Below are 24,433 nucleotides of genomic sequence, written 5' to 3' on the forward strand. Positions count from 1 at the left end.
AAGGAGAACAGCAATGGCAAGTCATGAGCACTACTACGTTCCGGCGCAGAGCAAGTGGCCGATCATCGCCACCATTGGCATGTTCATCACGGTGTTCGGCCTAGGTACCTGGTTCAACGACATGAAGGCCGGCCACCCGTCATCACACGGGCCGCTGATCTTCTTCGTCGGCGCGTTGTTCCTGGCCTACATGCTGTTCGGCTGGTTCGGCTCGGTGGTCCGCGAGAGCCGTGCCGGGCTGTACAGCCCGCAGCTGGACCGCTCGTTCCGCTGGGGCATGAGCTGGTTCATCTTCTCGGAAGTGATGTTCTTCATGGCCTTCTTCGGCGCGCTGTTCTACGTGCGTGTGCTGGCCGGGCCGTGGCTGGGCGGTGAAGGGGCCAAAGGTGTTGCGCACATGCTCTGGCCGACGTTCGAATTCACCTGGCCGCTGTTGCACACGCCCGACCCGAAACTGTTCCCGCCGCCCAAGGAAGTGATCGACCCGTGGCACCTGCCGCTGATCAACACCATCTTGCTGGTCAGCTCCAGCGTGACCATCACCATCGCTCACCACGCCCTGCGCCGTGACCATCGAGGCCCGCTGAAATTCTGGATGGCGCTGACCATCCTGCTGGGCATCAGCTTCATCACGCTGCAGGCCTACGAGTACCACGAGGCCTACACCAAGCTGGGGCTGACCCTGGGCTCGGGCATCTATGGCGCGACGTTCTTCATGCTCACGGGTTTCCACGGGGCCCACGTGACCTTGGGCACGATCATCCTGATCGTGATGTTCGTGCGCATCCTGCGCGGGCACTTCAACCCCGAAAAACACTTCGGGTTCGAGGCGGCAAGCTGGTATTGGCACTTCGTCGATGTGGTGTGGGTGGGGCTGTTCATCTTTGTGTATGTGCTGTGATCAGAACGGTGCGTGAGACACCAGCTGGCCACTGATGAAACCCCAGGCGACCAGGCCGATGGTCAGGGTGGCAAGGGCCACCCGCACGGTCAGGGCTTTAAGCAGGCGGGTCGAGTTTTCATCGTCCTTGACCAGAAACACCAGGCCACTGAACAGGCTGGCAACCGTGGCCAACAGCATCAGGACAATCGCGGCCTTGAGCATGGCGATACTCCGGGGGGATGCGGTGATGTGGATAAGTATAGCGATTGGCCCGGCGAGGCTGCGATGAGGCGGTTTCGCCCAGGCTGGATACCGACCCTGGTGGTGCTTGCGCTGCTGCCGGGGCTGATCGCACTTGGCTGCTGGCAACTCGGCCGGGCCGAAGAGAAGCGCGTATTGCTGGAGACCTATGCCCAGCGTGAGGTCGAGGCCCCGCTGGCCACCACCCAGTTGCTGCAGACCCAGGACACTGCCTTCCGCCGTGTGCATCTCTATGGCCGCTTCGACGCCGAGCACAGCGTGTTGCTGGACAACCGCATGCGTGACGGCCAGGCCGGCGTCGAGCTGCTGCAAGCCTTCCATGACCAGGCCAGTGGCCTGTGGCTGCTGGTCAACCGCGGCTGGTTACCTTGGCCAGACCGCCGCGTGCCGGTGCATTTCGATACCCCCGACCAGGTACTGACGCTGAACGCGTCGGTGTATGTGGCACCGGGCAGCACCTTCCAGCTGCACCCCGACCCGGTCGGGGGGCAATGGCCGCACCTGCTCACCGCGGTCGACGCTGCGCAAGTGTGGCAGCAGCTCGGTCGTGAAGGCTTCGCCCATGAGTTACGCCTGGAGCCCGGCCCGGCTGTTTATCGACTGGACTGGCCGGTAGTCGCCATGGGTCCGGAAAAACACCTGGGTTACGCCGTGCAGTGGTTCGCCCTGGCCACTGCGCTGGTGCTGCTCTACCTCTACTTCGGCTGGCACAACAACAAGGAGAAACAGCATGGCCACCGCCACTCGACTGGACGTGCCTGAACGTGGCAAGCCCACAGCCCGCGGGCGTTTGCAGCTGATTCTGATTTTGCTGGTAGTGCTTGGGCCGATGATCCTGGCGACCTGCATGTACAAGCTCCAGTTCTGGGTACCGGACGGCCGCAGCTACCACGGCGTGATGATCGGCAACGGCGAGAGCCGCGCCGATATCGGCATTGCCGGCGAGGACGAACGCTGGCAACTGCTGGTCAGCGCGCCCGAGGCCTGCACCGAGGAGTGCCAGCGCCTGGTGTACCTGGTGCGGCAGATTCAGGTCGGTCTGGGCCGCGACGCCAGCCGTGCCAGCCACGCCTTGGCTGCCGCCCAGCCATTGGACAGCGACTATCAGGCGCTGCTGGGGCGTGAGTATCCACAGCTGCAACGCTATCCACTTGATGCACAGCGCTACCTGCAGAAGGTTGGCGAGACCGGTCCGCAACTGTGGATAGTCGACCCGCACGGCAACCTGGTGTTGCGCTACGACGGCAAGGTCAACGGCAAGCACGTGCTCGATGACCTGCGTCACCTGCTCAAGCTGTCCAACATCGGCTAGGAGCCTGCCATGGCCAGACCCGGATTCCGCATCGCTGTGTTCGCTACCTTGCTGGCACTGCTGGTCGTCCTGCTCGGTGCCTACACCCGCCTGACCCACGCCGGGCTCGGCTGCCCCGACTGGCCGGGTTGCTATGGTTTCATCAGCGTGCCCAGTAGCGAAGCGCAGCTGGCCCATGCCGGACTGCACTTCCCGGACCACCCGGTGGAAGAGGCCAAGGGCTGGGCCGAGATGGTCCACCGCTACTTTGCCGGTACCCTCGCCGTGGTGATCGCCCTGCTCGCCTTGCAGGCGCTGCGCCGACATGCCAGCGATGGCCAGCCCTATCGCCTGCCCCTGTTGTTGCTGGGCGTGGTGCTGGCGCAGGCAGCGTTCGGCATGTGGACCGTCACGCTCAAGCTGTGGCCGCAAGTGGTCACAGCGCACCTGCTGGGTGGCTTCACCACCTTGAGCCTGCTGTTCCTGCTGTCCCTGCGTCTATCCCGGGCCTTTGCGCCGTTGCCAAAGCTACCGCTCAGTCTACGGCGGATAGCCGCGTTGGCCTTGCTGGTGGTGATCGGCCAGATCGCCCTGGGCGGCTGGGTGAGTGCCAACTATACGGCGGTCGCCTGCATCGATCTGCCCACCTGCCATGGCCAGTGGTGGCCGGCGGCCGATTTCAGCAACGGCTTCCACCTCAGCCAGCACGTCGGCCCCAACTACTTGGGTGGGCAGCTGGACAGCGATGCACGCACGGCCATCCACATCAGCCACCGTCTGGGCGCGCTTTTGGTGACCTGTGTGCTGCTGATGCTCAGCTGGAAGCTTTACCGCTGTGGCCTCACTGGGCTGTCGCGGCTGGTGCTGCTGGCGCTGGCCGTGCAGGTCGGCCTGGGGATCAGCAACGTGCTGTTCCACCTGCCGCTGGCCGTGGCCGTCGCGCATAACGCGGGCGGAGCGTTGCTGCTGCTGAGCATGGTACTGGTGAACTACCGCATCCGCGTGGTCGACAAGGTCCGCGTCGGCGTCGGGCAGGGCTGGCGCCTGCGGCCTGTGGCCGGAGTGAGCATCAACCATCACATGAGGAACGATTCGTGGCGACGCTTCTGAGCGCACGGCGTGCCGGCTGGCGCGATTACCTGGAGCTGACCAAGCCCAAGGTGGTGGTTTTGATGTTGATCACCTCGCTGGCGGGCATGTTCCTGGCGACCCGCGCTGGGGTCAGCTGGAGTGTGCTGCTGTTCGGCAACCTGGGTATCGCCCTGTGTGCGGGCAGCGCGGCAGTGGTCAACCATGTGGTGGACCGGCGCATCGACGCATTGATGGCGCGTACCCACAAGCGGCCATTGGCTCAAGGCCGGGTCGAACCTGTGCCGGCGTTGCTGTTCGCCCTGGCTCTGGCGCTGCTTGGCATGGCCCTGCTGCTGGTCTTTACCAACGCCCTCACCGCCTGGCTGACCCTGGCTTCCCTGCTCGGCTATGCGGTGCTCTACACCGGCTTTCTCAAGCGTGCCACGCCTCAGAACATCGTCATTGGCGGCCTGGCAGGCGCCGCACCGCCGCTGCTGGGCTGGGTCGCAGTGAGCGGCCATGTCAGCGCCGAGCCCCTGTTGCTGGTGCTGATCATCTTCGCCTGGACGCCACCGCACTTCTGGGCGCTGGCCATCCACCGCAAGGAGGAATATGCCAAGGCCGATATCCCGATGCTGCCGGTTACCCACGGTGAGCGTTACACCAAACTGCATATCCTGCTGTACAGCCTGATATTGCTGGCAGTCAGCCTGCTGCCGTTTGCCATCCACATGAGCGGCCTGTTGTACCTGGCCTGCGCCCTGGTACTGGGCCTGCGCTTCCTGCAATGGGCATGGGTGTTGTACCGTGGCAGCCGGCCGCACGCGGCGATCGGCACCTTCAAGTACTCTATCGGCTACCTGTTCGCGCTGTTTATCGCGTTGCTCGTTGACCACTACCTGTTGCTGAATCTATGACCCGAACCCAGAAAACCGTCTTCATCCTCGTCGCCCTGGTCGCGCTGATCCTGGGCCTTACCGTCAACAAGGTGCTCAGTGAACGGGGCCAGCTCAACCCGACCGAGCTGATCGATGCCGGCATCATTCTGTTGCCGCAGAGCCGCGCGGTGGCCGACGTAACCATGACCAACCAGGATGGCCAGCCGGTGCAGCTGGACGACCTGAAGGGCAAATGGTCGCTGCTGTTCTTCGGCTACACCTACTGCCCGGACATCTGCCCGACCACCCTGGCCCAGCTGCGTCAGGTGAAGAGCGAGCTGCCCAAGGAGGCCGTGGACCGGCTGCAGGTGGTTTTGGTGAGCGTGGACCCGAACCGCGATACGCCGAACCAACTGAAGCAGTACCTGGGCTATTTCGACAAGGATTTCGTCGGGGTGGCGGGGTCGATCGAAGATACCCAGAAGCTGGCCAATGCCTTGAGCATTCCGTTCATCCCGGCCGATACCAGCAAGCCGGGGTATACCGTGGATCACAGCGGCAACCTGGCAGTCGTTGGGCCCGATGGGCGTCAGCGCGGGTTCATTCGTGCGCCGTTCAACAACCAGAAGCTGGTGGCGCAACTGCCAGGGCTTGTGAAGCGGGATTGACGGGGCTTTAAAAGCTTCGCGGGGCAAGCCCGCTCCTACAGGTACCGCGCTGGCTTATGGCCTTGTGCAGTCTTGTAGGAGCGGGCTTGCCCCGCAAAGAGTCCAGCGCGATTGTTTGGCTTAGAACGCCGGCACCACAGCGCCTTTGTACTTCTCGTTGATGAACTGCTTCACCTCAGGCGAATGCAGTGCAGCAGCCAGCTTCTTCATCGCGTCCGAGTCCTTGTTGTCCGGGCGGGCAACCAGGATGTTCACGTAAGGCGAGTCTTTGCCTTCGATGGCCAGAGCGTCTTTCTCCGGGTTCAGCTTGGCTTCCAGCGCGTAGTTGGTGTTGATCAGGGCGATATCGACCTGGGTCAGCACGCGCGGGATGGTGGCCGCTTCCAGCTCACGGAATTTCACGCTTTTCGGGTTTTCGGCAACGTCCTTCACAGTGGACAGGATGTTGGTGTTGTCCTTCAGCTTGATCACGCCGGCCTTGTCCAGCAGCAGCAGGGCGCGGCCGCCGTTGGTGGCGTCGTTGGGGATGACCACGGTGGCGCCGGAGGACAGTTCGTCGAGCTTCTTGATCTTGGTCGAGTACACGCCCAGCGGCTCGATGTGCACGCCGGCAACGCTGACCAGGTTGGTGCCCTTGGCCTTGTTGAACTCATCCAGGTATGGCTGGTGCTGGAAGAAGTTGGCGTCCAGGCGCTTCTCGGCCACCTGCACGTTCGGCTGGATGTAGTCGGTGAATTCCTTGACCTTCAGGTCTACGCCTTCTTTCGCCAGCTGAGGCTTGACGAAGTTGAGGATCTCGGCGTGCGGCACCGGGGTGGCGGCTACGGTGAGGCTTTGGGATTTGGCTTCGTCGGCGTTGGCCGAGAGGGCCGCCACAGCGGCGACAACAGCAAGCAGCTTCTTCATGAATCACTCCTTGTGAGGGCCGCGACGGCCCCCGAACGGGTCGGCCGGGCCGACCCCATTGGGGTTACTTACGGGAAAAATGCACGACCAGTTTGTCGCCCACGCTCTGCAGGACTTGAACCAGCACCAGCAACAGCACCACGGTCACCACCATCACGTCGGTCTGGAAGCGCTGGTAACCGAAGCGGATGGCCAGGTCGCCCAGGCCGCCAGCGCCGACCACACCGGCCATGGCGGTGTAAGACACCAGGGTGATGGCGGTGACGGTAATCGCCGCGAAGATGCCCGGGCGGGCCTCCGGCAGCAGCGCGCTGGTGATGATCTGGCGGGTGGTGGCGCCCATCGACTGGGTGGCCTCGATGATGCCGCGGTCCACTTCACGCAGGGCGGTTTCCACCAGGCGCGCGAAGAACGGCGTGGCACCCACCACCAGCGGCGGGATGGCACCAGCGACACCCAGCGAGGTGCCGGTGATCAGCACGGTGAACGGAATCATCACGATCAGCAGGATGATGAACGGCAGCGAGCGCAGAATGTTGACGATCAGCGACAGCAGCGCGTACACGCCCTTCTGCTCGAACATCTGCTTCGGCCCGCAGAGGAACAGCAGCACGCCCAGTGGCAGGCCCAGCAGCACGGTGAAGAACAGCGAGCCGAACAGCATGATCATGGTATCGACGGTGGCCAGCCAGATTTCGGCCCAGTCGACGTTGGCGAAGAAATTCAGGGCGTCCATCAACGCAGTACCTCCATATGTACGTCAGCTGCCTTGAAGCGGGCAAACGCCGCTTCCATGTCCCCGCCGATCAGGGCAAGGGTGAGCTGGCCATAGGGGACATCCTTGATGCGGTCGATGCGCCCGGCGAGGATGCTGTAGTCCACGCCGGTTTCGCGGGCCACGGTGCCCAGCAGCGGGGCGTAGGTGGAATCGCCCTGGAAGGTCAGGCGCACGATACGGCCTGGCACGTGGGCGAAGTCATCGCGCTGCTCGCCTTCGTCGACCTGTTCATCCTCCTGGACGAAACGCTTGGTGGTCGGATGTTGCGGGTGCAGGAACACATCGGCCACCGGGCCTTGCTCGACGATCTGACCGGCATCCATCACCGCCACGCGGTCGCAGACCCGGCGGATCACGTCCATTTCATGGGTGATCAGCACGATGGTCAGCTTCAGCTCACGGTTGATCTCGGCCAGCAGCTGCAGCACCGAAGCGGTGGTCTGCGGGTCGAGGGCGCTGGTGGCTTCGTCGCACAGCAGGATCTTCGGGTTGGTCGACAGAGCGCGGGCGATGCCGACGCGCTGCTTTTGGCCGCCGGAAAGCTGCGCCGGGTACTTCCTGGCGTGGTCCTGCAGGCCGACACGGGCCAGCAGCTCGGTGACACGCTTGTCGATCTCATTGCGCGACAGCTCGCCGGCCAGGGTCAGCGGCAGGGCGACGTTGTCGGCGACAGTCTTGGACGCCAGCAGGTTGAAGTGCTGGAAGATCATCCCGACCTGCTGGCGGAAGCCGCGCAGCTGGCTGGCGTTGAACGCGGTAACGTCTTCGCCGTCGACGATGATCGTGCCGCCGGAAGGCTCTTCGAGGCGGTTGATCAGGCGCAGCATGGTGCTCTTGCCGGCGCCGGAATGGCCGATCAGGCCGAACACCTGGCCATTTTCAATGGTCAGGCTGGTCGGATTCAGTGCGGGGATTTCCCTACCGGCAACGCGGTAGGTCTTGTGTACCTGTTGGAACTCGATCACGTAGCGAACCTTGTGGGGCGCATGGAATTTGGGGCAGCGGTTAGCTGGGGTCGCGCATTTTAGCCTTTTCCCATAGCTGTTCTTAGCATTTATTTCGTAATGCACCAATCCTTCGGGCATATCGCGACAACCGGTAATCCTGATTGAACGCTCGACAAAGTCCTCCAGTCACTACTTGCACAAGCCCGAGACGGGCACGCCTGAAGACTGATAAGGAGAGCCGTGATGCCCAGCAAGAAACCGGATTCGCCGAAACAGAGCCAGCTCGCCGGTACCGACACCCCCGACCGGGCCAATACCAACAGCAAACTGCAGGCCCTGGAGGCGGCGCGCAGCGATGCCACCGGCCAGGCCCTGCGGACCAACCAGGGCGTACGCATCGCCGACAACCAGAATACGCTCAAGGCCGGCCCGCGCGGACCGTCGCTGCTCGAAGACTTCATCATGCGCGAGAAGATCACCCATTTTGACCACGAGCGCATCCCTGAACGTATCGTGCATGCCCGTGGCACCGGCGCGCATGGCTTCTTCCAGAGCTACGGCAATCACGCCGAGCTGACCAAGGCGGGCTTCCTGCAAAACCCGGAAAAGATCACCCCGGTGTTCGTGCGTTTTTCCACCGTGCAAGGTCCGCGCGGGTCGGGCGACACGGTGCGCGACGTGCGCGGGTTCGCCGTGAAGTTCTATACCGATGAAGGCAATTTCGACCTGGTGGGTAACAACATGCCGGTCTTCTTCATCCAGGATGCCATCAAGTTCCCAGACTTCGTGCACGCGGTAAAACCGGAACCACACAATGAAATCCCCACCGGTGGATCGGCCCACGATACCTTCTGGGACTTCGTCTCGCTGGTGCCCGAATCCGCCCACATGGTTATCTGGGCCATGTCTGACCGCGCCATTCCGCGCAGCCTGCGGATGATGGAAGGCTTTGGCGTGCATACCTTCCGCCTTATCAATGCCCAAGGCGTGGCGAGTTTCGTCAAGTTCCACTGGAAGCCGCGCCAGGGCGTGCACTCGCTTTTGTGGGACGAGGCCCAAAAACTTGCAGGCAAAGACACCGACTTCCAGCGCCGGGACCTGTGGGAAGCCATCGAAACCGGCGATTATCCGGAATGGGAACTGGGCGTGCAGATCGTACCGGAGGCGGATGAACACAAGTTCGACTTCGACCTGCTCGACCCGACCAAGATCATTCCCGAAGAGCTGGTGCCGGTTACGCCACTGGGTAAAATGGTGCTCAACCGCAATCCGGACAATTTCTTCGCCGAGGTTGAGCAGGTTGCTTTCTGCCCTGGCCATATCGTGCCGGGGATCGATTTCACCAATGATCCGTTGCTGCAGGGCCGGCTGTTCTCCTACACCGACACGCAGATCAGCCGCCTTGGCGGGCCGAATTTCCACCAGATCCCCATCAACCGGCCCGTTGCGCCAAACCACAACAATCAGCGCGATGCGCTGCACCAGCATGTGGTGCACAAGGGGCGAGCTTCCTATGAACCCAATTCGATCGACAGCGGCTGGCCGAAAGAAACGCCACCGGCTGCTCAGGATGGGGGCTTCGAGAGCTACCAGGAGCGCATCGACGCGCACAAGATCCGCCAGCGCAGCGAGTCGTTCGGTGATCACTTCTCGCAGGCGCGGCTGTTCTTCCAGAGCATGAGCCCGACCGAGCAACAGCACATCATCAAGGCCTACAGCTTTGAGCTGGGGAAGGTGGAGCGGGAGCACATTCGCGCGCGCCAGGTGAATGAGATTCTTGCCAACATCGACCTGAAGCTGGCCGCTGCTGTCGCTGCCAACCTTGGCTTGCCGGCGCCCAAGGCCGGTACGGTGCAGGTCAAGGGTAGCCAGCTGGCAAAATCGCCGGCCTTGAGCCAGATGAACCACCCTGGCGTGGTCGGCATCAAGGGACGCAAGATCGCGGTGCTGTTAGCCGATGGCGTAGACGGCGCAAGCGTCGACAAACTGGTCAAGGCGCTGGAAGCCGAAAGCGCCAGGCCGATGCTGCTGGGGCCGACTTCGGCGCCGGTGAAGGCGGCGGATGGCAAGGCATTGGCGGTGGATGCGTCGATGGAGGGGATGCCGTCGATCATGTTCGACGGGATTGTAGTGCCCAAGGGTGTGGACAAGGCCTTGGCTTCAAGTGGGTTGGCCAAGCACTTCCTGCTGGAGGGCTACAAGCATCTCAAGGCGATGGTGTTGACCAAGGACCTGTTGAATAGCCTTGGGCTCAAGGAAGACAAGGGATTGCTGCTCGGGGATGAGAAAAAGGCTGTGGATGCCTTTGTCAAAGCGGTCGAGGGGCATCGGGTTTGGGAGCGGGAAGCAGCTGCCGAGGCTGTCCCAGCCTAGGGGCTACTTTGTATAGGGGGCTGCAAAGCAGCCCCCGGCTTCTCAGCGCTGATGAGGGACGAGGACCACCTGCACCGGCATCGACCGCTGAATCTCATGCTTCTGATTCAGCTGGAATCCACTGTCGAGCTTGTGCACGCGCTTCTCCAGCAGGGTCTTCAGCCAAGGTGCATCCTGAGTACGCGGCACCTGGAACACCACGTCACACTGGTAATTGACCACGTCCTTGGCAATCTCATCGAGCTGGCGGCGCATCGCCCGGATGTCGGTGGTCTTCAGCGCAATCACCGTGCTCGGCGCCGTCGGATCGATTACCCGCGCCTGCGGCTTGGCCTCAGCCGCCTTCAAGGCAGCTTCGGCCTTCTCCAGCTCGGCCTTGCGCGCCTGGGTCACGGCGTCACCGCCGGTTACGGCCGGTGCTTGCGGCATCAGCGCCCGGGCCCTGGCCAGCGCGGTGGCGGCGGCATTGACGTCGCCCTTCTGCAATACGATCTGGCTGCGTTTCAGGTAGGCCTCGGCCAGCTGGCGCTGGTTTTGCTCCAGGCGTGCGTCATCCGGTGACTGCGCCTGCAGGGCAGCCAGCTGGTCTTCGGCGGTGGCCAGCTCGTTGCTGGCGATACTCTGTTGCAGCTGCTGCCAGGCATCAGCTTGGGCAGGTGCATTGGCCTGCTCGACCGGCGCGCTGGAACACGCAGCCAGAAACAGGGAAAACGCGGCAACAAGCAGATAACGGGATGCGAACGGCTTCATTCCTGCGACTCTCTATTTGCGCAAAAAGCGAGCAAGTCTACACCCAGGTGCGCACGCTCGAAAATAAGTCTTACAGACCCTTTACCGGTGAAAAGGTTGCAGGGTGCAACTCTGTGCACCCCGGTTTTCAGCGTTTTGGCAGGGCCAGGCTCAGCAAGAATAGCACTGCCGCGCAGACCACGATCGATGGCCCGGCCGGGGTGTCCTTGAACCAGGACATGGCCAGGCCGCCGCATACGGCGGTAATGCCGAGCAGGCTGGCGCCCAGTGCCATCTGCTCTGGCGAGCGGGCGTGGCGCTGTGCCGCAGCGGCGGGAATGATCAGCAGTGAGGTGATCAGCAGCACGCCGACGATCTTCATGGCCACGGCAATGACCACGGCAATCAGCAGCATCAGCGCCATGCGCAGGCCTGCTACCGGCAGGCCTTCGACCATGGCCAGTTCTTCGTGCACGGTGATGGCCAGCAACGGTCGCCACAGGGCGGCGAGCAGCAGTAGGACCAGCGCACTGCCGCCCAGGATCCACGCCAGGTCGGTGGTGCTGATGGCCAGCAGGTCGCCGAACAGGTAGGCCATCAGGTCGATGCGCACGTCATGCATGAAGCTCAGTACCACCAGGCCCAGCGAGAGGGTGCTGGGGGCCAGGATGCCGAGCAGGGTATCGGAGGCCAGCGGCTGGCGTTGCTGCAAGGTTACCAGCAGGATAGCCAGCAGCAGGCAGCCCACGGTTACCGCCAAGGCCGGGCTGACATCCAGCACGAAGCCCAGGGCAACGCCCAGCAGCGCGGCGTGGGACAGGGTGTCGCCGAAGTACGCCATGCGCCGCCACACCACGAACGAGCCGAGCGGGCCCGCTACCACTGCCAGGGAAAGTCCCGCAAGCAAGGCGTAAAGAAGAAAATCAGCCATGCTTGCAGTGCTCTCCGTGAACATGGGCGCCAGGGGCGACGACCGAGCCGTGCAGGTCGTGGCTGTGGTCGTGGTGGTGGTGGTAGACGGCCAGGCTCGGAGCGTTTTGGCCAAACAGCTCGACAAAGGCCGGGTCGTTGCTGACTTGCTCAGGGTGGCCCGAGCAGCACACGTGGCGGTTCAGGCAGACCACCTGGTCGGTGGCGCTCATCACCAGGTGCAGGTCGTGGGAGACCATCAGCACGCCGCAGCCGTGGCGGTCGCGCAGGCGAGTGATCAGGTTGTACAGCTCGGTCTGGCCGACCACGTCGACACCTTGAACCGGCTCGTCGAGCACCAGCAGCTGAGGCTCGCGCAGCAGTGCCCGGGCCAGCAGTACGCGCTGCATCTCACCGCCGGAAATGGTCTGGATCGGGCTGTCGATGACCTGTTCGGCGCCCACTTCCTGCAGTGCCGACAAGGCAGCCGCGCGGTCTACCCCGGGCACCAGGCGCAAGAAACGCAGCACCGACAGCGGCAGCGTGGCGTCCACCTGGATTTTTTGCGGCATGTAGCCGATGCGCAGCTTCGGTTTGCGCCAGACCTTGCCGCGGTGCGGCTTGAGCAGCCCGAGCACGGCGCGCACCAGGGTGGTCTTGCCGGCACCGTTGGGGCCGATCAGGGTAACGATCTGGCCGGGCGCCACCGACAGGTCGATGCTGTCGAGCACCGCTTCGCCACCAAAGCTGACGCCGACCTGCTCGAGGCGGATCAGGGCGTCGCTCATGCTGCGCTCCGGCAGTTGGCGCACAGGCCGACGATTTCCACTGTCTGGGTTTCGACGCTGAAGCCCACGCCCTTGGCGCTGTTGATGATGGCGTCGCTGATGCTGTCCTGCTCCAGCTCGATGGCAACGTGGCACTCGCGGCAGATCAGGAACTGGCCTTGGTGCGCGTGCTCCGGGTGGCTGCAGCCGATGAAGGCGTTGAGCGAGGCGATGCGGTGTACCAGGCCGTTTTCCAGCAGGAAGTCCAGGGCGCGGTACACCGTGGGGGGCGCGGCACGGCGGCCGTCCTGCTCGCTGAGCACGGCGAGAATGTCGTAGGCGCCCAGCGGCTTGTGGCTCTGCCACACCAACTCCAGCACACGTCGGCGCAGTGCAGTCAGGCGCAGGCCCTGGCGCGCGCACAAGGCATCTGCTTCGGACAAGGCGCTGTGCACGCAATGGGAATGATCGTGGGGACGGTGAGCCAGCGGCGTGATGGACATGGGCAGCGACGGTTCTGGATGGAGACGTTATTATGTTACCTGTTTCTGACGAGTCGAGTATTCATCGTGTCCCGATTCCTTGTGCTTTTTGTCGCTTTCATCGCCTGTTCGGCGCAGGCCGACGTGCGCGTGCTGACCAGCATCAAACCCCTGCAGCAGATTGCCGCCGCCGTGCAGGATGGCGTGGGCAAGCCGGACGTGCTGCTGCCGCCGGGCGCTTCGCCGCACCACTACGCCCTGCGCCCGTCCGACGTGCGCAAGGTCGGCGACGCCGACCTGCTGTACTGGATCGGCCCGGACATGGAGAACTTCCTGCCGCGGGTGCTGGGCAGCCGCAGCAAGCCGACAGTGGCCGTGCAGTCGCTTTCAGGCATGAAGCTGCGCCACTTTGGTGAGGACAGCCATTCCCATGAGGAGGCGGACCAGGACGACCATGACCATGATCACCGCCCAGGCAGCCTGGATGCGCACCTGTGGCTGTCGTCGGTCAACGCCCGGGTGATCGCGGCGAAGATGGCGGCTGACCTGGCGGCGGCGGACCCCGCCAATGCGGCGCGCTACCAGAGCAACCTGAAAGCCTTTACCGAGCGCCTGGATGGCATGGATGCGCGGATCAAGGCGCGGGTGGCTGGGATCGCCGGCAAGCCCTACTTCGTGTTCCATGAGGCGTTCGACTACTTCGAGTCGGCCTATGGCCTGGAGCACACAGGCGTGTTCAGTGTGGCGTCCGAGGTGCAGCCGGGCGCGCAGCATGTGGCTGCGATGCGCAAGCGCTTGCAGGAAGTGGGCAAGACCTGTGTGTTCAGCGAGCCACCGCTGCGCCCGCGCCTGGCCGAGACACTGACGGCCGGGCTGCCGGTGCGGTTGGCGGAGCTGGATGCCCTGGGTGGTACCGACCCAGTGGATGCCAAGGGCTATGAGCGCCTGCTTGAAAAGCTTGGTGGTGACCTTGCCGGCTGCCTGGAGCAGTTGTAAGCCTGTACCGGCTTCTTCGCGGGCAAGCCCGCGAAGAAGCAGATGCGGTCTAGAGGGCGAACGGCAGGTGCAAGGCCACCTGCTGGCGCTGCGCCAGACGCACCTCGAACTCGCTCGGGTCATGGATCATCACATCCATCCCGGCAAATGATTCTGCGGCAATCAGGCGCGACAGCCAGAAGCGCACGCAGCCTACCCGCAACATCTCCGGCCACAGCTCGGCTTCGGCAGCGGTGAACGGCCGCAGCGCCGCATAGGCCCCCAGCAGTGCCTGAGCACGCGGAACATCGATCGCGCCGTGGTCATCCAGGCACCAGTCGTTCACGGTGATGGCGATGTCATACAGCATTGGTCCGGAACAGGCATTGTAGAAGTCGATGACGCCGGTCAGGTGGGTGCCTTCGAACATCACGTTGTCGCGGAACAGGTCGGCATGCAGGTTGGCACGCGGCAAGGCCAGGATCTGCGCCTTGTGCGCGGTGATTTCGTCCAGCGCCGGTTGCAGCAGCGCAGCCTGCTCGGGGCTCAGGCGCGGCAGCAGTTCGGCACCCGATGCCAGCATCCAGTCCAGGCCACGGTCGGTACGGCGCTCGATGATGCGTTCGCGGGTGGCCAGGTGAATGTGCGCCAGCAACTCACCCACCTGGGCGCAGTGCTGGGGGTTTGGCGCCTTGATGTGCTTGCCCGACAGCCGCGGCTGCAGCAAGGCCGGCTTGCCGCACAGTTCGCGCAGGGCATTGCCGTCACGGTCGCGCAGGGCGTAGGGCACCGGCATGTCGGCATCGTGCAGCACGTCGAGCAGGTCGATGAAGAACGGCATGTCCTCGACCGGGCCGCGCTCGACCAGCGTCAGGACGAACTCACCCTGTTCGAGGCTGACGAAGAAGTTGCTGTTTTCGGTACCGGCGGCAATGCCCTGAAAGTCGAGCAGACGGCCCAGCTCGTACGGCGCCAGAAAGGTTTCCAGCTCAGGCCGGGTCACGGGGGTGAAGACTGACATGATGAAAAAATGCCCATACGGGCACTTCCGCCGGGAAGTGCCGGGTTGATGTGAACGGTGCGCGCGTCAGATTACCACTCGAAGATCTTCCAGGACGGGATCAGCATGTCCGGTTGATCGGAACGAATGAAATTGGCATCGGTGCCATCGGCGCGGACCAGGAAATACGGCTTGCCGTTTTTCGGCGTGATCTTGATCGCATACAGGAAGCCGTTCTGCCGGTATTCCTGGATGGTTTTATCGCCTTCCGTGCGAATGGTCACCTCGGGATCGGCCGAGGGGGCGTCTTCCGCCGCCAGGGTGACGACCGGCATGGTTGCCAACAGGCCGAGCAGTAACAGGCGATTGAGTGTACGCATGATAACCTAGTCCCTTTGTCGTCATTGATCCGGCTATTCTAGCTCCGGACCCGCCGAAAAGGTTGATTCTGCTCATGAGCCAAGCGCCCCTCGTCCTGGTGGACGGTTCCTCCTACCTCTACCGCGCCTTCCATGCGCTGCCGCCGCTGACCACGTCCAAGGGCATGCCGACCGGCGCGGTCAAGGGGGTGCTGAACATGCTCAAGAGCCTGCGCAAGCAATACCCTGACAGCCTGTTCGCCGTGGTCTTCGACGCCAAGGGCGGGACCTTCCGCGATGCCATGTTCGCCGAGTACAAGGCCAACCGCCCGAGCATGCCTGATGACCTGCGCGTGCAGGTCGAGCCGTTGCACGCCAGTGTCCGGGCCTTGGGCTACCCATTGCTGTGCGTCGAAGGCGTGGAAGCCGATGACGTGATCGGCACCCTCGCCCGTAGCAGTGCCACCCAGGGCCGCCCGGTGATCATCTCGACTGGCGACAAGGACATGGCGCAGCTGGTGGACGGCCACGTGACCCTGGTCAACACCATGACCGGCAGTGTGCTGGACGTGGCTGGCGTGCACGAGAAGTTCGGTGTCGGCCCGGAGCACATCATCGACTTCCTCGCCCTGATGGGTGACAAGGTCGACAACATCCCGGGCGTGCCCGGCGTCGGCGAGAAAACCGCTGTTGGCCTGCTGACCGGAATCGGCGGTGGCCTCAGCGACCTGTACGCCAACCTGGACAAGGTCCCGACCCTGGCCATCCGCGGGGCCAAGACCCTGCCGGCCAAGCTCGAAGAGCACCGCGACTCGGCGTTCCTGTCATACGAACTGGCCACCATCAAGTGCGACGTGCCGCTGGATGTCGAGGTCGAGGCGCTGGTTTGCGGCGAGCCTGACCGCGAGGCGCTGCTGGCGCTGTACACCGAAATGGAATTCAAGAGCTGGGTCGCCGATGTGCAGCGCGATGCGGCCAGGGCCGGCGATGTCGCCCCTGTGGTCGAAGCGCCGGTCGCCAACGTCGAGCCCAAGTACGAAACCATCCTCGACCAGGCCCGCTTCGACGCCTGGTTGGAGAAGCTGCGCCAGGCGCCGCTGTTTGCCTTCGACACCGAGACCACCAGCCTGGATGCCCAACAGGCTCAGCTGGTGGGCCTGTCGTTCGCCGTCGAGCCCCATGAAGCGGCCTATGTACCCCTGGCACATGACTACGAAGGCGCCCCGGCCCAGCTGGACCGCGAGGCCGTGCTGCTGGCGCTGAAGCCGCTGCTGGAAGACTCGGCCAAGGCCAAGGTCGGGCAGAACGCCAAGTACGACATCAACATCCTCGCCAACAACTCGCCAGCCATCGAGATGCGCGGCGTGGCCTACGACACCATGCTCGAGTCGTACGTGCTCAATTCCACCGCCACCCGTCATGATATGGACAGCCTGGCGCTGAAGTACCTCGACCACACCACCATCGCCTTCGAGGACATCGCTGGCAAGGGTGCCAAGCAGCTGACTTTCAACCAGATCAACCTGGACAAGGCAGGCCCTTACGCCGCCGAGGACGCCGACATCACTCTGCGCCTGCACCACGCGCTGCAGGCGCGCCTGGCACAGACGCCGAGCGTGCAGCCAGTACTGATGGACATCGAGATGCCGCTGGTGCCGGTGCTGGCCAAGATCGAACGTCAGGGTGCGCTGGTCGATGCCGCGTTGCTGCAGGTGCAAAGCGGCGAGCTGGGCGTGAAGATGGCCGAACTGGAGCAGCGTGCCTACGCGCTGGCCGGCGAGGAGTTCAACCTCGGTTCGCCCAAGCAGCTGGGGGCGATTCTCTATGACAAACTGGGCATGCCGGTACTCAGCAAGACCGCCAAGGGCCAGCCCTCCACCGCCGAAGCGGTGCTCGACGAACTGGCCGAGCAGGGCTACCCGCTGCCCGAGGTGCTGATGCAGTACCGCAGCCTGAGCAAGCTCAAGAGCACCTACACCGACAAGCTACCCGGGCAGATCAACCCGCGCACCGGGCGTATCCACACGTCCTACCAGCAGGCCGTGGCCGCCACCGGGCGCCTGTCGTCCAGCGACCCGAACCTGCAGAACATCCCGATCCGCACCGCCGAAGGTCGGCGCATTCGCCAGGCCTTCGTCGCCAGCCCCGGCTACAAGCTGCTGGCGGCGGACTATTCGCAGATCGAACTGCGCATCATGGCCCACCTGGCCAAGGACGAAGGCCTGCTGCATGCCTTCCGCAACGACCTGGACGTGCACCGCGCGACGGCGGCGGAGGTGTTCAGCGTGGCGCTGGAAGACGTCACCACCGACCAGCGCCGCAGCGCCAAGGCCATCAACTTCGGCCTGATCTACGGCATGAGTGCGTTCGGCCTGGCCAAGCAGATTGGCGTCGACCGCAAGCAGTCGCAGGATTACATCGACCGCTACTTCGCGCGCTACCCAGGCGTGCTGGCCTACATGGAGCGCACCCGCGCCCAGGCAGCTGAGCAAGGCTTCGTTGAAACCCTGTTCGGCCGCCGCCTGTACCTGCCGGATATCAACGCCAAGAACCCGGCCCTGCGCAAAGGCGCCGAGCGCACGGCGATCAACGCGCCGATGCAAGGCACCGCCGCCGACATCATCAAGCGCGCCATGGTCAACGTTGACAACTGGCTGAGCGAGAGCGGCCTGGATGCACGGGTGATCCTGCAGGTGCACGACGAACTGGTGCTGGAAGTACGTGAAGACCTGGTCGACCAGGTGAAAGATGAAATCCGCACGCACATGAGCAACGCCGCGCAACTGGATGTTCCGCTGGTGGTCGAAGCAGGTGTTGGTTCGAATTGGGACGAAGCTCACTGATTGAGCTGGGAAAGATGTGTAGGATCTGCGGCGTAGTGACGCGGATCCTGGCATGGCTCGATGCCATTGGTTCGGGAGTTTCATGAAACTATCGCAAATAGTTTTGAGGGCTCCGGAACTAAACCGGTGAAGTGGAACTCAGAGTAACTGAATGGCTGGTGAAGCCTTTCGATGCTCCTATGTTGTGTTAAGTGTTGGCAGATACCTGGACCCCGCCCTAGCGGTCCAGACTTGAACCCCGAACTTCCCCCTCCCCATACGAAGTCCGGGGTTTTTTTTGCCCGGAATTTGAGTCCCGGTCCCTGTGGGCACCCACAAGGACCGATACAGGTCAGGCTACTGGCTTGTCTTCCAGCTCCATCCAGTCCGCCAGCACCCGGTAGGCCTCTTCCAGGCCCAGGCGCTTGGGTGCCGAGAACAGCTGGATGGTCGCCGCGTCACCCCACCCCTTGCGAATCTCCGACTGCACCTTGAGCAAGGTGTTCTTGCCCGCGCCGTGGGTCAGCTTGTCGGCCTTGGTCAGCAGGATGTGCATCGGCATGCCGCTGGCCTTGGCCCAGTCGAGCATCATCTTGTCGAAGTCGGTCATCGGGTGACGCACATCCATCATCAAAATGATGCCTTTCAGGCAATCACGGCTTCCCAGATAGGCCTCCAGGTGCTTCTGCCAGTGTTGCTTGAGCGGAATCGGGACTTTTGCATATCCGTAGCCCGGCAGGTCGACCAAACGCCGTTCATCGTCCAGACTGAAGAAATTCAACAGCTGGGTGCGCCCTGGGGTTTTCGAGGTACGCGCCAGGCTGGCATGAGTCAGGGTATTGAGGGCGCTGGATTTGCCGGCGTTGGAACGGCCGGCAAAAGCCACCTCGTAACCCTGGTCGTCCGGGCATTGTTCGACCTTGGCAGCGCTGAGGGCGAATTTGGCTCTCTGGCAGAGGCCGAGGATGGGGTTATTGACTTGCATGGGATATCCGATGTGGGTGTTGCCAAAGCCTAGGCCGGCAAGCGGTGTCGTTTCCGTTTGGATGGCGGAAGTATATAATGCCCCAGTTTTTGTGTGCTCATTCTCCCAGCGAAGGGGAATGTGCATGGGGTGTCGAACAATAGCTCGCGCATCAGAACGCAGCGCGTCCCCCAACCCTGTCAGGTCGTTTCGCATGGCGAAATGGCTGCTAGCTGTCGGTATGTTCCTGCCGTTTTTCAGCGCACAGGCTACACAGGATCCCGAGGCGTTGTACAACCGCACGTGTGCGGCCTGTCACGCCGGGCAGTTGCCACAGGCTCCCAAGAAGGGTGACCCGGCAGCTTGGGAGCCAAGGCTGGCGCAAGGCATGGAGCAACTGGTGGTGCATGTTACCCAGGGTTTCAAGGCTATGCCGCCGCGTGGATTGTGCATGGACTGCAGTGCCGAGGACTACCGTTTGGTCATCCTTTGGATGAGCGGCAGTCCCGATACATAACATTTCACCCTTAGCCGTGTTGGATTAGCTGATGAACAAACTAGTCGTGAGTCTGCTGTTGACCCTGGGTGTCGCAAGTGCGGCCACTGCTGCGCAACCCATCAAAGGCGATGCCGCCGCTGGCCAGGCCAAGACTGCCGTGTGTGGTGCCTGCCACAACCCGGACGGCAACAGCCTGGCGCCGAACTTCCCGAAACTGGCCGGCCAGGGCCAGCGCTATCTGGAAAAGCAACTGCACGACATCAAGTCGGGCAAGCGCACCGTGCTGGAGATGACCGGCATGCTGGCCAACTTCAGTGACCAGGACCTGGCCGATATCGCCGCCTGGTTCTCCAGCCAGAAAGGCAGCGTTGGTGCCGCCGATCCCAAGCTGGTCGAGCGCGGCCGCGCGCTGTTCAATGGCGGCAATCTTGAGAAAGGCATGCCTGCCTGTACCGGTTGCCACTCGCCCAATGGCGCGGGTATCGCCCTCGCCGGCTTCCCGCACCTGGGCGGCCAGCATTCACAGTACGTGACCAAGCAGCTCACCGACTTCCGCGAAGGCAACCGCACCAACGACGGCGATGCGATGACCATGCGCACGATTGCCGGCAAGCTGAGCAACCATGAGATCGAAGCGCTGGCCAGCTACATCCAGGGCCTGCATTAACATTCGGTTAATGCTGTAACGCTAAAGATGAAAGGGCGGCGCAGACCGCCCTTTTTTCTGTCCGCAGCCGTTACACTACAGAACTCGGGCCCTTCGCCACCGGTCACAGCACAGGTCGCGTCGAGGCGACCAATGAATGCTCAGGAGTAAAGCATGCGTAAACTGATTCTCAGCGCCGCGCTGGTCGCTGCCAGCGTCTTCGGTATGACTGCCGTCCAGGCCGCAGAGCCTGCCACTGCCGGCAAGGAATACATCGAGCTGAGCAACCCTGTTCCGGTATCCCAGCCAGGCAAGATCGAAGTGGTCGAGCTGTTCTGGTATGGCTGCCCTCACTGCTACCACTTCGAGCCGACCATCAACCCATGGGTAGACAAGCTGCCCAAGGACGTCAACTTCAAGCGCGTACCGGCCATGTTCGGCGGCCCATGGGACGCCCACGGCCAGATGTTCCTGACCCTTGAAGCCATGGGCGTGGAGCAAAAAGTTCATGCCGCGGTCTTCGACGCCATCCAGAACCAGCGCAAGCGCCTGACCGACCCGAAGGACATGGCCGACTTCCTCGCCACCCAAGGCGTCGACAAGGACAAGTTCCTCGCCACCTTCAACTCGTTCGCCATCAAGGGCCAGGTCAACCAGGCCAAGGAACTGGCGAAGAAGTACGAGATTACCGGCGTACCGAGCATGGTGGTCAACGGCAAGTACCGCTTCGACCTGGGCACCGCTGGCGGGCCGGAAGGCGTGCTGAACGTTGCCGACCAATTGATCGCCAAGGAGCGCGCCGCTAAGTAAGCGGCGTACCCCATGCGCCGCTCCAGACCCGCGCGTGGCATTGGCCTGCACCAGCCGCAGGTCAACGAGCATCACCTGCAGGCCCCTGGCCTGCCAGAGGATGGTCGTCTGCGGCTGCTCAGCTTCAACATCCAGGTCGGTATCAGCACTGAGCGCTACCGGCACTACCTGACCCGCAGCTGGCAGCACCTGCTGCCGCACACCGGGCGGGCCGGCAACCTGCAGAAAATCGGTCAGTTGCTCAACGACTTCGACCTGGTGGCCCTGCAGGAAGCCGATGGCGGCAGTCTGCGCTCAGGCTACATCAACCAGGTGGAGCACCTGGCGCAGCTGGGCTCCTTCCCATACTGGTACCAGCAACTCAACCGCAACCTCGGGCGTTTTGCCCAGCACAGCAATGGCGTGCTCAGCCGTCTGAAGCCGCAACTCCTCGAAGATCACCCGCTGCCCGGCCCGGCCGGCCGTGGTGCGATTCTGGTGCGTTTTGGTGAGGGTGAGGATGCGCTGATCGTGGTCATGATGCACCTGGCCCTGGGCGCCAAGACTCGCGCCCTGCAACTGGGCTACATCCGTGAGCTGATTGGCGGCTACCGCCATCAGGTTCTCATGGGCGACATGAATACCCATGCCACCGACCTGCTCGAGCATTCTCCCCTGCGCGATCTGGGCCTGATCGCACCTCAGGTCGAAGCCACCTTCCCCAGCTGGCGCCCGCAGCGCTGCCTGGACCACATCCTGCTCAGCCCAAGCCTGACCCTGGAGCGGGTCGAGGTGCTGGCGCAGCCGATCTCCGACCATCTTCCCGTTGCGGTGGAGATCCGATTGCCTGATGCACTGACTGTGGATACGCTGCCGGTCTTGAGCTAGATCAGCTAAACCGCGGCAAGCCCTCAAGTGTTCGAGGTGCGCGCCGACAGCGTGTAATTACACAGCCCACAGATGCATTACCCGTCGCGGATCCAGGCATGACCGAAGAAGCCGAGCGCTGGAAAGAAAAATACCTTAAAAGCATCGAACAGCAGGAAAAGCTCGAACGCCGCTGGAACGCGCGCCTTGACCTGCTGCGCCGTGGCCTGGTGCGTAGCACCTTGGCGGCCGAAGGCAGCGACAAGGTCGTCGACCAGTACATGAAGGAAATGCGCGAGGTCATCCGCAGCGACAACATGGACGCCGGCCTGGCCGGGTTGATCCCGCGCCTGGAAAAGGCGGTGCTGGACTCCGAGCAGCGCCGGGAAACCCGCATGAACCAGGTCAGTGATGCCCTGAACGCACTGGTTACCCAGCTGCAAGGCTTGCCGCTGCCCGGTGAAGTTGCCCGGCCACTGAAAAAGCTGGCTAAGAAGCTCGATGGTGGGGTCGCCCAGTCACGTGAGTTGCCGCCGCTGCTGGGTGAACTCAGTGGCCTGCAAGGTCGAGCCCTTTCATCCCTGAGCAAGCCGGATGACGAGGCCCGGCCAGGCTTTCTGCAGCGCCTGTTCGGTAACCGCGACAACGAGCCCCAGCCAGAGGCCGCTGAGTCTGAGCAACCTACGCCTGAAATTGCGCCGGCCGAAGCCCAGCCGCAGCCGGATGGGCCTGTACTGGTGGACTTGCCGCCGCTTGATGTGGACGAGCTGAAACCTCTGGCTGCCGCCGCACCGGCCCCGGAGCCTGAGGAAGCTGCGCAACCGGAGTTGATTGCAGAGCCACATACCGTTGAACAACCGGTAGTGGTCAAGTCTGAAGCTGAGCCGCAGGCAGACGAAGCTCCCGACCTGCAGGAACAGCCTGAGCAGCCGGCAGTCCCGATGCCAGCGACACTCGAAGAAGTATTCGGTGAGGATGGCCCCTACTCGCTTCCCGATGCGGTGGAACCGCCCTACAGCCAGGTCGCAGCGCACATCGAACAGACCCTGATCGGCCTGCTGGACGACCTCAGTCTGCCGGAACGCCACAAGGCCCAGGCCCTGGCAATGCGTGAGCGGGTGGCACGCGGGCTGAATTGGTACGAACTGATCCCGGTCCTCGACGACCTGGCCGTGCTCATGCTGGCGATCACCGACAGCGGGCAGCACGAATTCGAAACTTACCTGCAGCAGCTCAACGAACGCCTCGACAGCTTCCAGAGCCACCTGCACGAAGCCAGCGCTGGCCATGCCGACAACAGTTCCGCCGCGCGCGAGCTGGACAGCCAGTTGCGTGAACAGGTCGATGGCCTGCAAAGCAGCGTGCAGGGTGCAGTGGATGTGGACAGCCTCAAGCACATCCTGGAAAACCGCCTGGAAACACTGCTTGGCACCATGGACGAGCACCAGCATGAGCGTGACCGCCGCGAGCAGGAGCTTGCCGGGCGTCTGCAGGGCCTGGCCGAACGGGTCGCCAGCATGGAGCAGGAAGCGCTTGGCTATCGTGAACACTTGGAGGAACAGCGGCAGAAGGCGTTGATCGACCCGCTGACGGGCTTGCCCAATCGCGCGGCCTGGACCGAGCAGGTGGAGCGCGAAATGCTCGACTGGCAAGAAAGCGGCGGTCACCTGGCCATGGCCATCCTCGACCTGGACCATTTCAAGCGCATCAATGACAGCTATGGTCACCTGGCCGGCGACAAGGTGCTGAAGATCGTTGCCGACCAGCTGCGCAAGCGCCTGCGCGCACGTGATTTCATCGCCCGGTTCGGCGGCGAAGAGTTCGTGCTGCTGCTGCCGCAGACGTCTCCTGCAACCGCTGCCCAAGTCGCCGAAGCGCTACGCGCGGCGATCGAGGCCTGCCCGTTCCATTTCAAGGGTGAACGCGTGGTCATCACCACATCCATCGGCTTGAGCGCCTTCCGCTCCGGCGAACGTGGCGATCAGGTGCTCAAGCGCGCCGATGCTGCGTTGTACCGCGCGAAGGACCAAGGCCGCAATCGCGTACTGTCGGCGTAAATAGATACCCCATCCAATCCCTGCCTGATTCTGACAATGAGACCCCGCCTACCTGATTTTCAGGCCGGCAAAGTCGATCAGACCGGAGTAGAAAGATGAAGATGAGAAATGGTCTCGTGATGCTCGCCTTGGGCGCGGCTTTCCAGGGTGCCGCCTTCGCCAATGATGACCTGTTAACGGCCCATGTGTCGGCAGATGGCAAGGTGCTCAGGCAGTGGCCGCAGTGGATAACCGAAGTCGATCACCTGCCACAGGATAATTACTTCAGCCTGTACAAGCTGAAGCTGAACACGCGAATCGTGCAAAAGGACCCCGGCTTTTGCAGTGTTTCGCCAATCGATGCCAGCACTTATGAGCGGCAATTGCATGGGCAAGCGAAGGTGATTGGCAAGCCTCTGGCCGAGAAGGTCGATGTGATGACCCAGCTGGTCGACAAGCAGGGGGCGAGCGCTGACAACTCGCTGGAGTTCCTGGTGATGTGCAGCCTCTGACATTTCGCCGGCGGAAGCACG

Annotated in this window: 26 protein-coding genes; 15 read left to right on the top strand and 11 right to left on the bottom strand. The window is 63.0% G+C overall.

Annotated elements, in window-relative coordinates:
- Positions 1-13 precede the first annotated feature (13 nt).
- Positions 14-901 (top strand): cytochrome c oxidase subunit 3, encoded by an 888-nt coding sequence (locus ACOKS3_RS00540; protein ID WP_103448341.1) that lies wholly within the window; start codon positions 14-16, stop codon positions 899-901.
- Here the strand turns inward: ACOKS3_RS00540 and ACOKS3_RS00545 are convergent, their stop codons facing one another.
- A complete protein-coding gene (locus ACOKS3_RS00545) occupies positions 902-1,105 on the bottom strand; it encodes a twin transmembrane helix small protein (protein WP_060507818.1) in 204 nt (67 codons plus the stop codon). It abuts the gene before it with no gap.
- A 63-nt stretch (positions 1,106-1,168) separates the two neighbouring features.
- Between ACOKS3_RS00545 and ACOKS3_RS00550 the strand changes: the two genes are divergently transcribed.
- Genes ACOKS3_RS00550 through ACOKS3_RS00570 form a run of 5 tightly spaced genes read left to right on the top strand, consistent with a single transcriptional unit; the run spans position 1,169 to position 5,052 of the window.
- Positions 1,169-1,906 carry an SURF1 family protein gene (locus ACOKS3_RS00550; RefSeq protein WP_103448340.1) on the top strand — a complete coding sequence of 246 codons (738 nt, stop codon included), beginning with the start codon at positions 1,169-1,171 and terminating at the stop codon, positions 1,904-1,906.
- The gene (locus ACOKS3_RS00555; RefSeq protein WP_422764319.1) at positions 1,875-2,456 is read left to right on the top strand and encodes a hypothetical protein; all 582 of its coding nucleotides are present in this window, start codon (positions 1,875-1,877) and stop codon (positions 2,454-2,456) included. Before ACOKS3_RS00550 ends, ACOKS3_RS00555 begins: the two co-directional genes overlap by 32 nt.
- Positions 2,457-2,465: 9 nt before the next feature.
- Positions 2,466-3,545, top strand: coding sequence for a COX15/CtaA family protein (locus ACOKS3_RS00560; RefSeq protein ID WP_422764318.1), 1,080 nt, complete (start codon positions 2,466-2,468; stop codon positions 3,543-3,545).
- Entirely contained in the window at positions 3,530-4,423 is an 894-nt protein-coding gene (gene cyoE, locus ACOKS3_RS00565; RefSeq protein ID WP_103448337.1) for a heme o synthase, read from the top strand. Before ACOKS3_RS00560 ends, cyoE begins: the two co-directional genes overlap by 16 nt.
- Positions 4,420-5,052 carry an SCO family protein gene (locus ACOKS3_RS00570; RefSeq protein WP_103448336.1) on the top strand — a complete coding sequence of 211 codons (633 nt, stop codon included), beginning with the start codon at positions 4,420-4,422 and terminating at the stop codon, positions 5,050-5,052. The genes cyoE and ACOKS3_RS00570 overlap by 4 nt, the downstream gene beginning before the upstream one ends.
- Before the next feature lie 120 nt (positions 5,053-5,172).
- On the opposite strand, the gene ACOKS3_RS00575 is transcribed toward ACOKS3_RS00570, so the two are convergent.
- From ACOKS3_RS00575 to ACOKS3_RS00585, 3 genes are all read right to left on the bottom strand, one after another.
- Complete coding sequence (locus tag ACOKS3_RS00575) at positions 5,173-5,958, bottom strand: MetQ/NlpA family ABC transporter substrate-binding protein (RefSeq protein ID WP_103448335.1); 786 nt, start codon at positions 5,956-5,958, stop codon at positions 5,173-5,175.
- Between the two features lie 64 nt (positions 5,959-6,022).
- On the bottom strand, positions 6,023-6,694 hold the full coding sequence (locus tag ACOKS3_RS00580; protein WP_103448334.1) for a methionine ABC transporter permease: 672 nt from the start codon (positions 6,692-6,694) through the stop codon (positions 6,023-6,025).
- The gene (locus ACOKS3_RS00585) at positions 6,694-7,701 is read right to left on the bottom strand and encodes a methionine ABC transporter ATP-binding protein (RefSeq protein WP_103448333.1); all 1,008 of its coding nucleotides are present in this window, start codon (positions 7,699-7,701) and stop codon (positions 6,694-6,696) included. The genes ACOKS3_RS00580 and ACOKS3_RS00585 overlap by 1 nt, the downstream gene beginning before the upstream one ends.
- A gap of 225 nt (positions 7,702-7,926) precedes the next feature.
- Here ACOKS3_RS00585 and katE point away from each other — a divergent pair, with 225 nt between their 5' ends.
- Positions 7,927-10,056, top strand: a complete 2,130-nt coding sequence (gene katE, locus ACOKS3_RS00590) for a catalase HPII (protein WP_103448332.1) — start codon at positions 7,927-7,929, stop codon at positions 10,054-10,056.
- Between the two features lie 42 nt (positions 10,057-10,098).
- Here the strand turns inward: katE and ACOKS3_RS00595 are convergent, their stop codons facing one another.
- From ACOKS3_RS00595 to zur, 4 genes are all read right to left on the bottom strand, one after another.
- Positions 10,099-10,806, bottom strand: coding sequence for a PA5502 family lipoprotein (locus ACOKS3_RS00595; RefSeq protein ID WP_422764317.1), 708 nt, complete (start codon positions 10,804-10,806; stop codon positions 10,099-10,101).
- Positions 10,807-10,933: 127 nt separating this feature from the next.
- Positions 10,934-11,716 carry a zinc ABC transporter permease subunit ZnuB gene (gene znuB, locus ACOKS3_RS00600; RefSeq protein WP_103448330.1) on the bottom strand — a complete coding sequence of 261 codons (783 nt, stop codon included), beginning with the start codon at positions 11,714-11,716 and terminating at the stop codon, positions 10,934-10,936.
- Positions 11,709-12,482, bottom strand: coding sequence for a zinc ABC transporter ATP-binding protein ZnuC (znuC, locus tag ACOKS3_RS00605; RefSeq protein ID WP_060483860.1), 774 nt, complete (start codon positions 12,480-12,482; stop codon positions 11,709-11,711). The genes znuB and znuC overlap by 8 nt, the downstream gene beginning before the upstream one ends.
- Entirely contained in the window at positions 12,479-12,964 is a 486-nt protein-coding gene (gene zur, locus ACOKS3_RS00610) for a zinc uptake transcriptional repressor Zur (RefSeq protein ID WP_422764316.1), read from the bottom strand. Before zur ends, znuC begins: the two co-directional genes overlap by 4 nt.
- Before the next feature lie 18 nt (positions 12,965-12,982).
- On the opposite strand from zur, the gene ACOKS3_RS00615 reads away from it, so the two are divergent.
- Positions 12,983-13,939 (top strand): zinc ABC transporter substrate-binding protein, encoded by a 957-nt coding sequence (locus ACOKS3_RS00615; protein ID WP_103448328.1) that lies wholly within the window; start codon positions 12,983-12,985, stop codon positions 13,937-13,939.
- Between the two features lie 49 nt (positions 13,940-13,988).
- On the opposite strand, the gene ACOKS3_RS00620 is transcribed toward ACOKS3_RS00615, so the two are convergent.
- Positions 13,989-14,939: a homoserine kinase gene (locus tag ACOKS3_RS00620; protein ID WP_103448327.1), complete on the bottom strand. Its 951-nt coding sequence runs from the start codon at positions 14,937-14,939 to the stop codon at positions 13,989-13,991.
- Positions 14,940-15,010: 71 nt separating this feature from the next.
- A complete protein-coding gene (locus tag ACOKS3_RS00625; RefSeq protein ID WP_027917186.1) occupies positions 15,011-15,298 on the bottom strand; it encodes a DUF2782 domain-containing protein in 288 nt (95 codons plus the stop codon).
- A 74-nt stretch (positions 15,299-15,372) separates the two neighbouring features.
- Here ACOKS3_RS00625 and polA point away from each other — a divergent pair, with 74 nt between their 5' ends.
- Positions 15,373-18,120, top strand: a complete 2,748-nt coding sequence (gene polA / locus ACOKS3_RS00630; RefSeq protein ID WP_103448326.1) for a DNA polymerase I — start codon at positions 15,373-15,375, stop codon at positions 18,118-18,120.
- 331 nt (positions 18,121-18,451) lie between these two features.
- Here the strand turns inward: polA and yihA are convergent, their stop codons facing one another.
- Entirely contained in the window at positions 18,452-19,084 is a 633-nt protein-coding gene (yihA, locus tag ACOKS3_RS00635) for a ribosome biogenesis GTP-binding protein YihA/YsxC (protein WP_103448325.1), read from the bottom strand.
- A 193-nt stretch (positions 19,085-19,277) separates the two neighbouring features.
- Between yihA and ACOKS3_RS00640 the strand changes: the two genes are divergently transcribed.
- From ACOKS3_RS00640 to ACOKS3_RS00665, 6 genes are all read left to right on the top strand, one after another.
- Entirely contained in the window at positions 19,278-19,580 is a 303-nt protein-coding gene (locus ACOKS3_RS00640; protein ID WP_027917189.1) for a c-type cytochrome, read from the top strand.
- A gap of 31 nt (positions 19,581-19,611) precedes the next feature.
- A complete protein-coding gene (locus tag ACOKS3_RS00645; RefSeq protein ID WP_103448324.1) occupies positions 19,612-20,229 on the top strand; it encodes a c-type cytochrome in 618 nt (205 codons plus the stop codon).
- A gap of 153 nt (positions 20,230-20,382) precedes the next feature.
- A complete protein-coding gene (gene dsbA / locus ACOKS3_RS00650) occupies positions 20,383-21,018 on the top strand; it encodes a thiol:disulfide interchange protein DsbA (RefSeq protein ID WP_027917191.1) in 636 nt (211 codons plus the stop codon).
- A gap of 12 nt (positions 21,019-21,030) precedes the next feature.
- Positions 21,031-21,885: an endonuclease/exonuclease/phosphatase family protein gene (locus tag ACOKS3_RS00655; RefSeq protein WP_103448323.1), complete on the top strand. Its 855-nt coding sequence runs from the start codon at positions 21,031-21,033 to the stop codon at positions 21,883-21,885.
- Positions 21,886-21,983: 98 nt separating this feature from the next.
- On the top strand, positions 21,984-23,921 hold the full coding sequence (locus tag ACOKS3_RS00660; protein WP_422764315.1) for a GGDEF domain-containing protein: 1,938 nt from the start codon (positions 21,984-21,986) through the stop codon (positions 23,919-23,921).
- 95 nt (positions 23,922-24,016) lie between these two features.
- Positions 24,017-24,412, top strand: coding sequence for a hypothetical protein (locus tag ACOKS3_RS00665; protein ID WP_103448321.1), 396 nt, complete (start codon positions 24,017-24,019; stop codon positions 24,410-24,412).
- Positions 24,413-24,433: the final 21 nt, after the last annotated feature.

The sequence above is a fragment of the Pseudomonas sp. HS6-2 genome (genome assembly GCF_049325675.2).
In the GTDB taxonomy this organism is placed as follows: domain Bacteria; phylum Pseudomonadota; class Gammaproteobacteria; order Pseudomonadales; family Pseudomonadaceae; genus Aquipseudomonas; species Aquipseudomonas putida_N.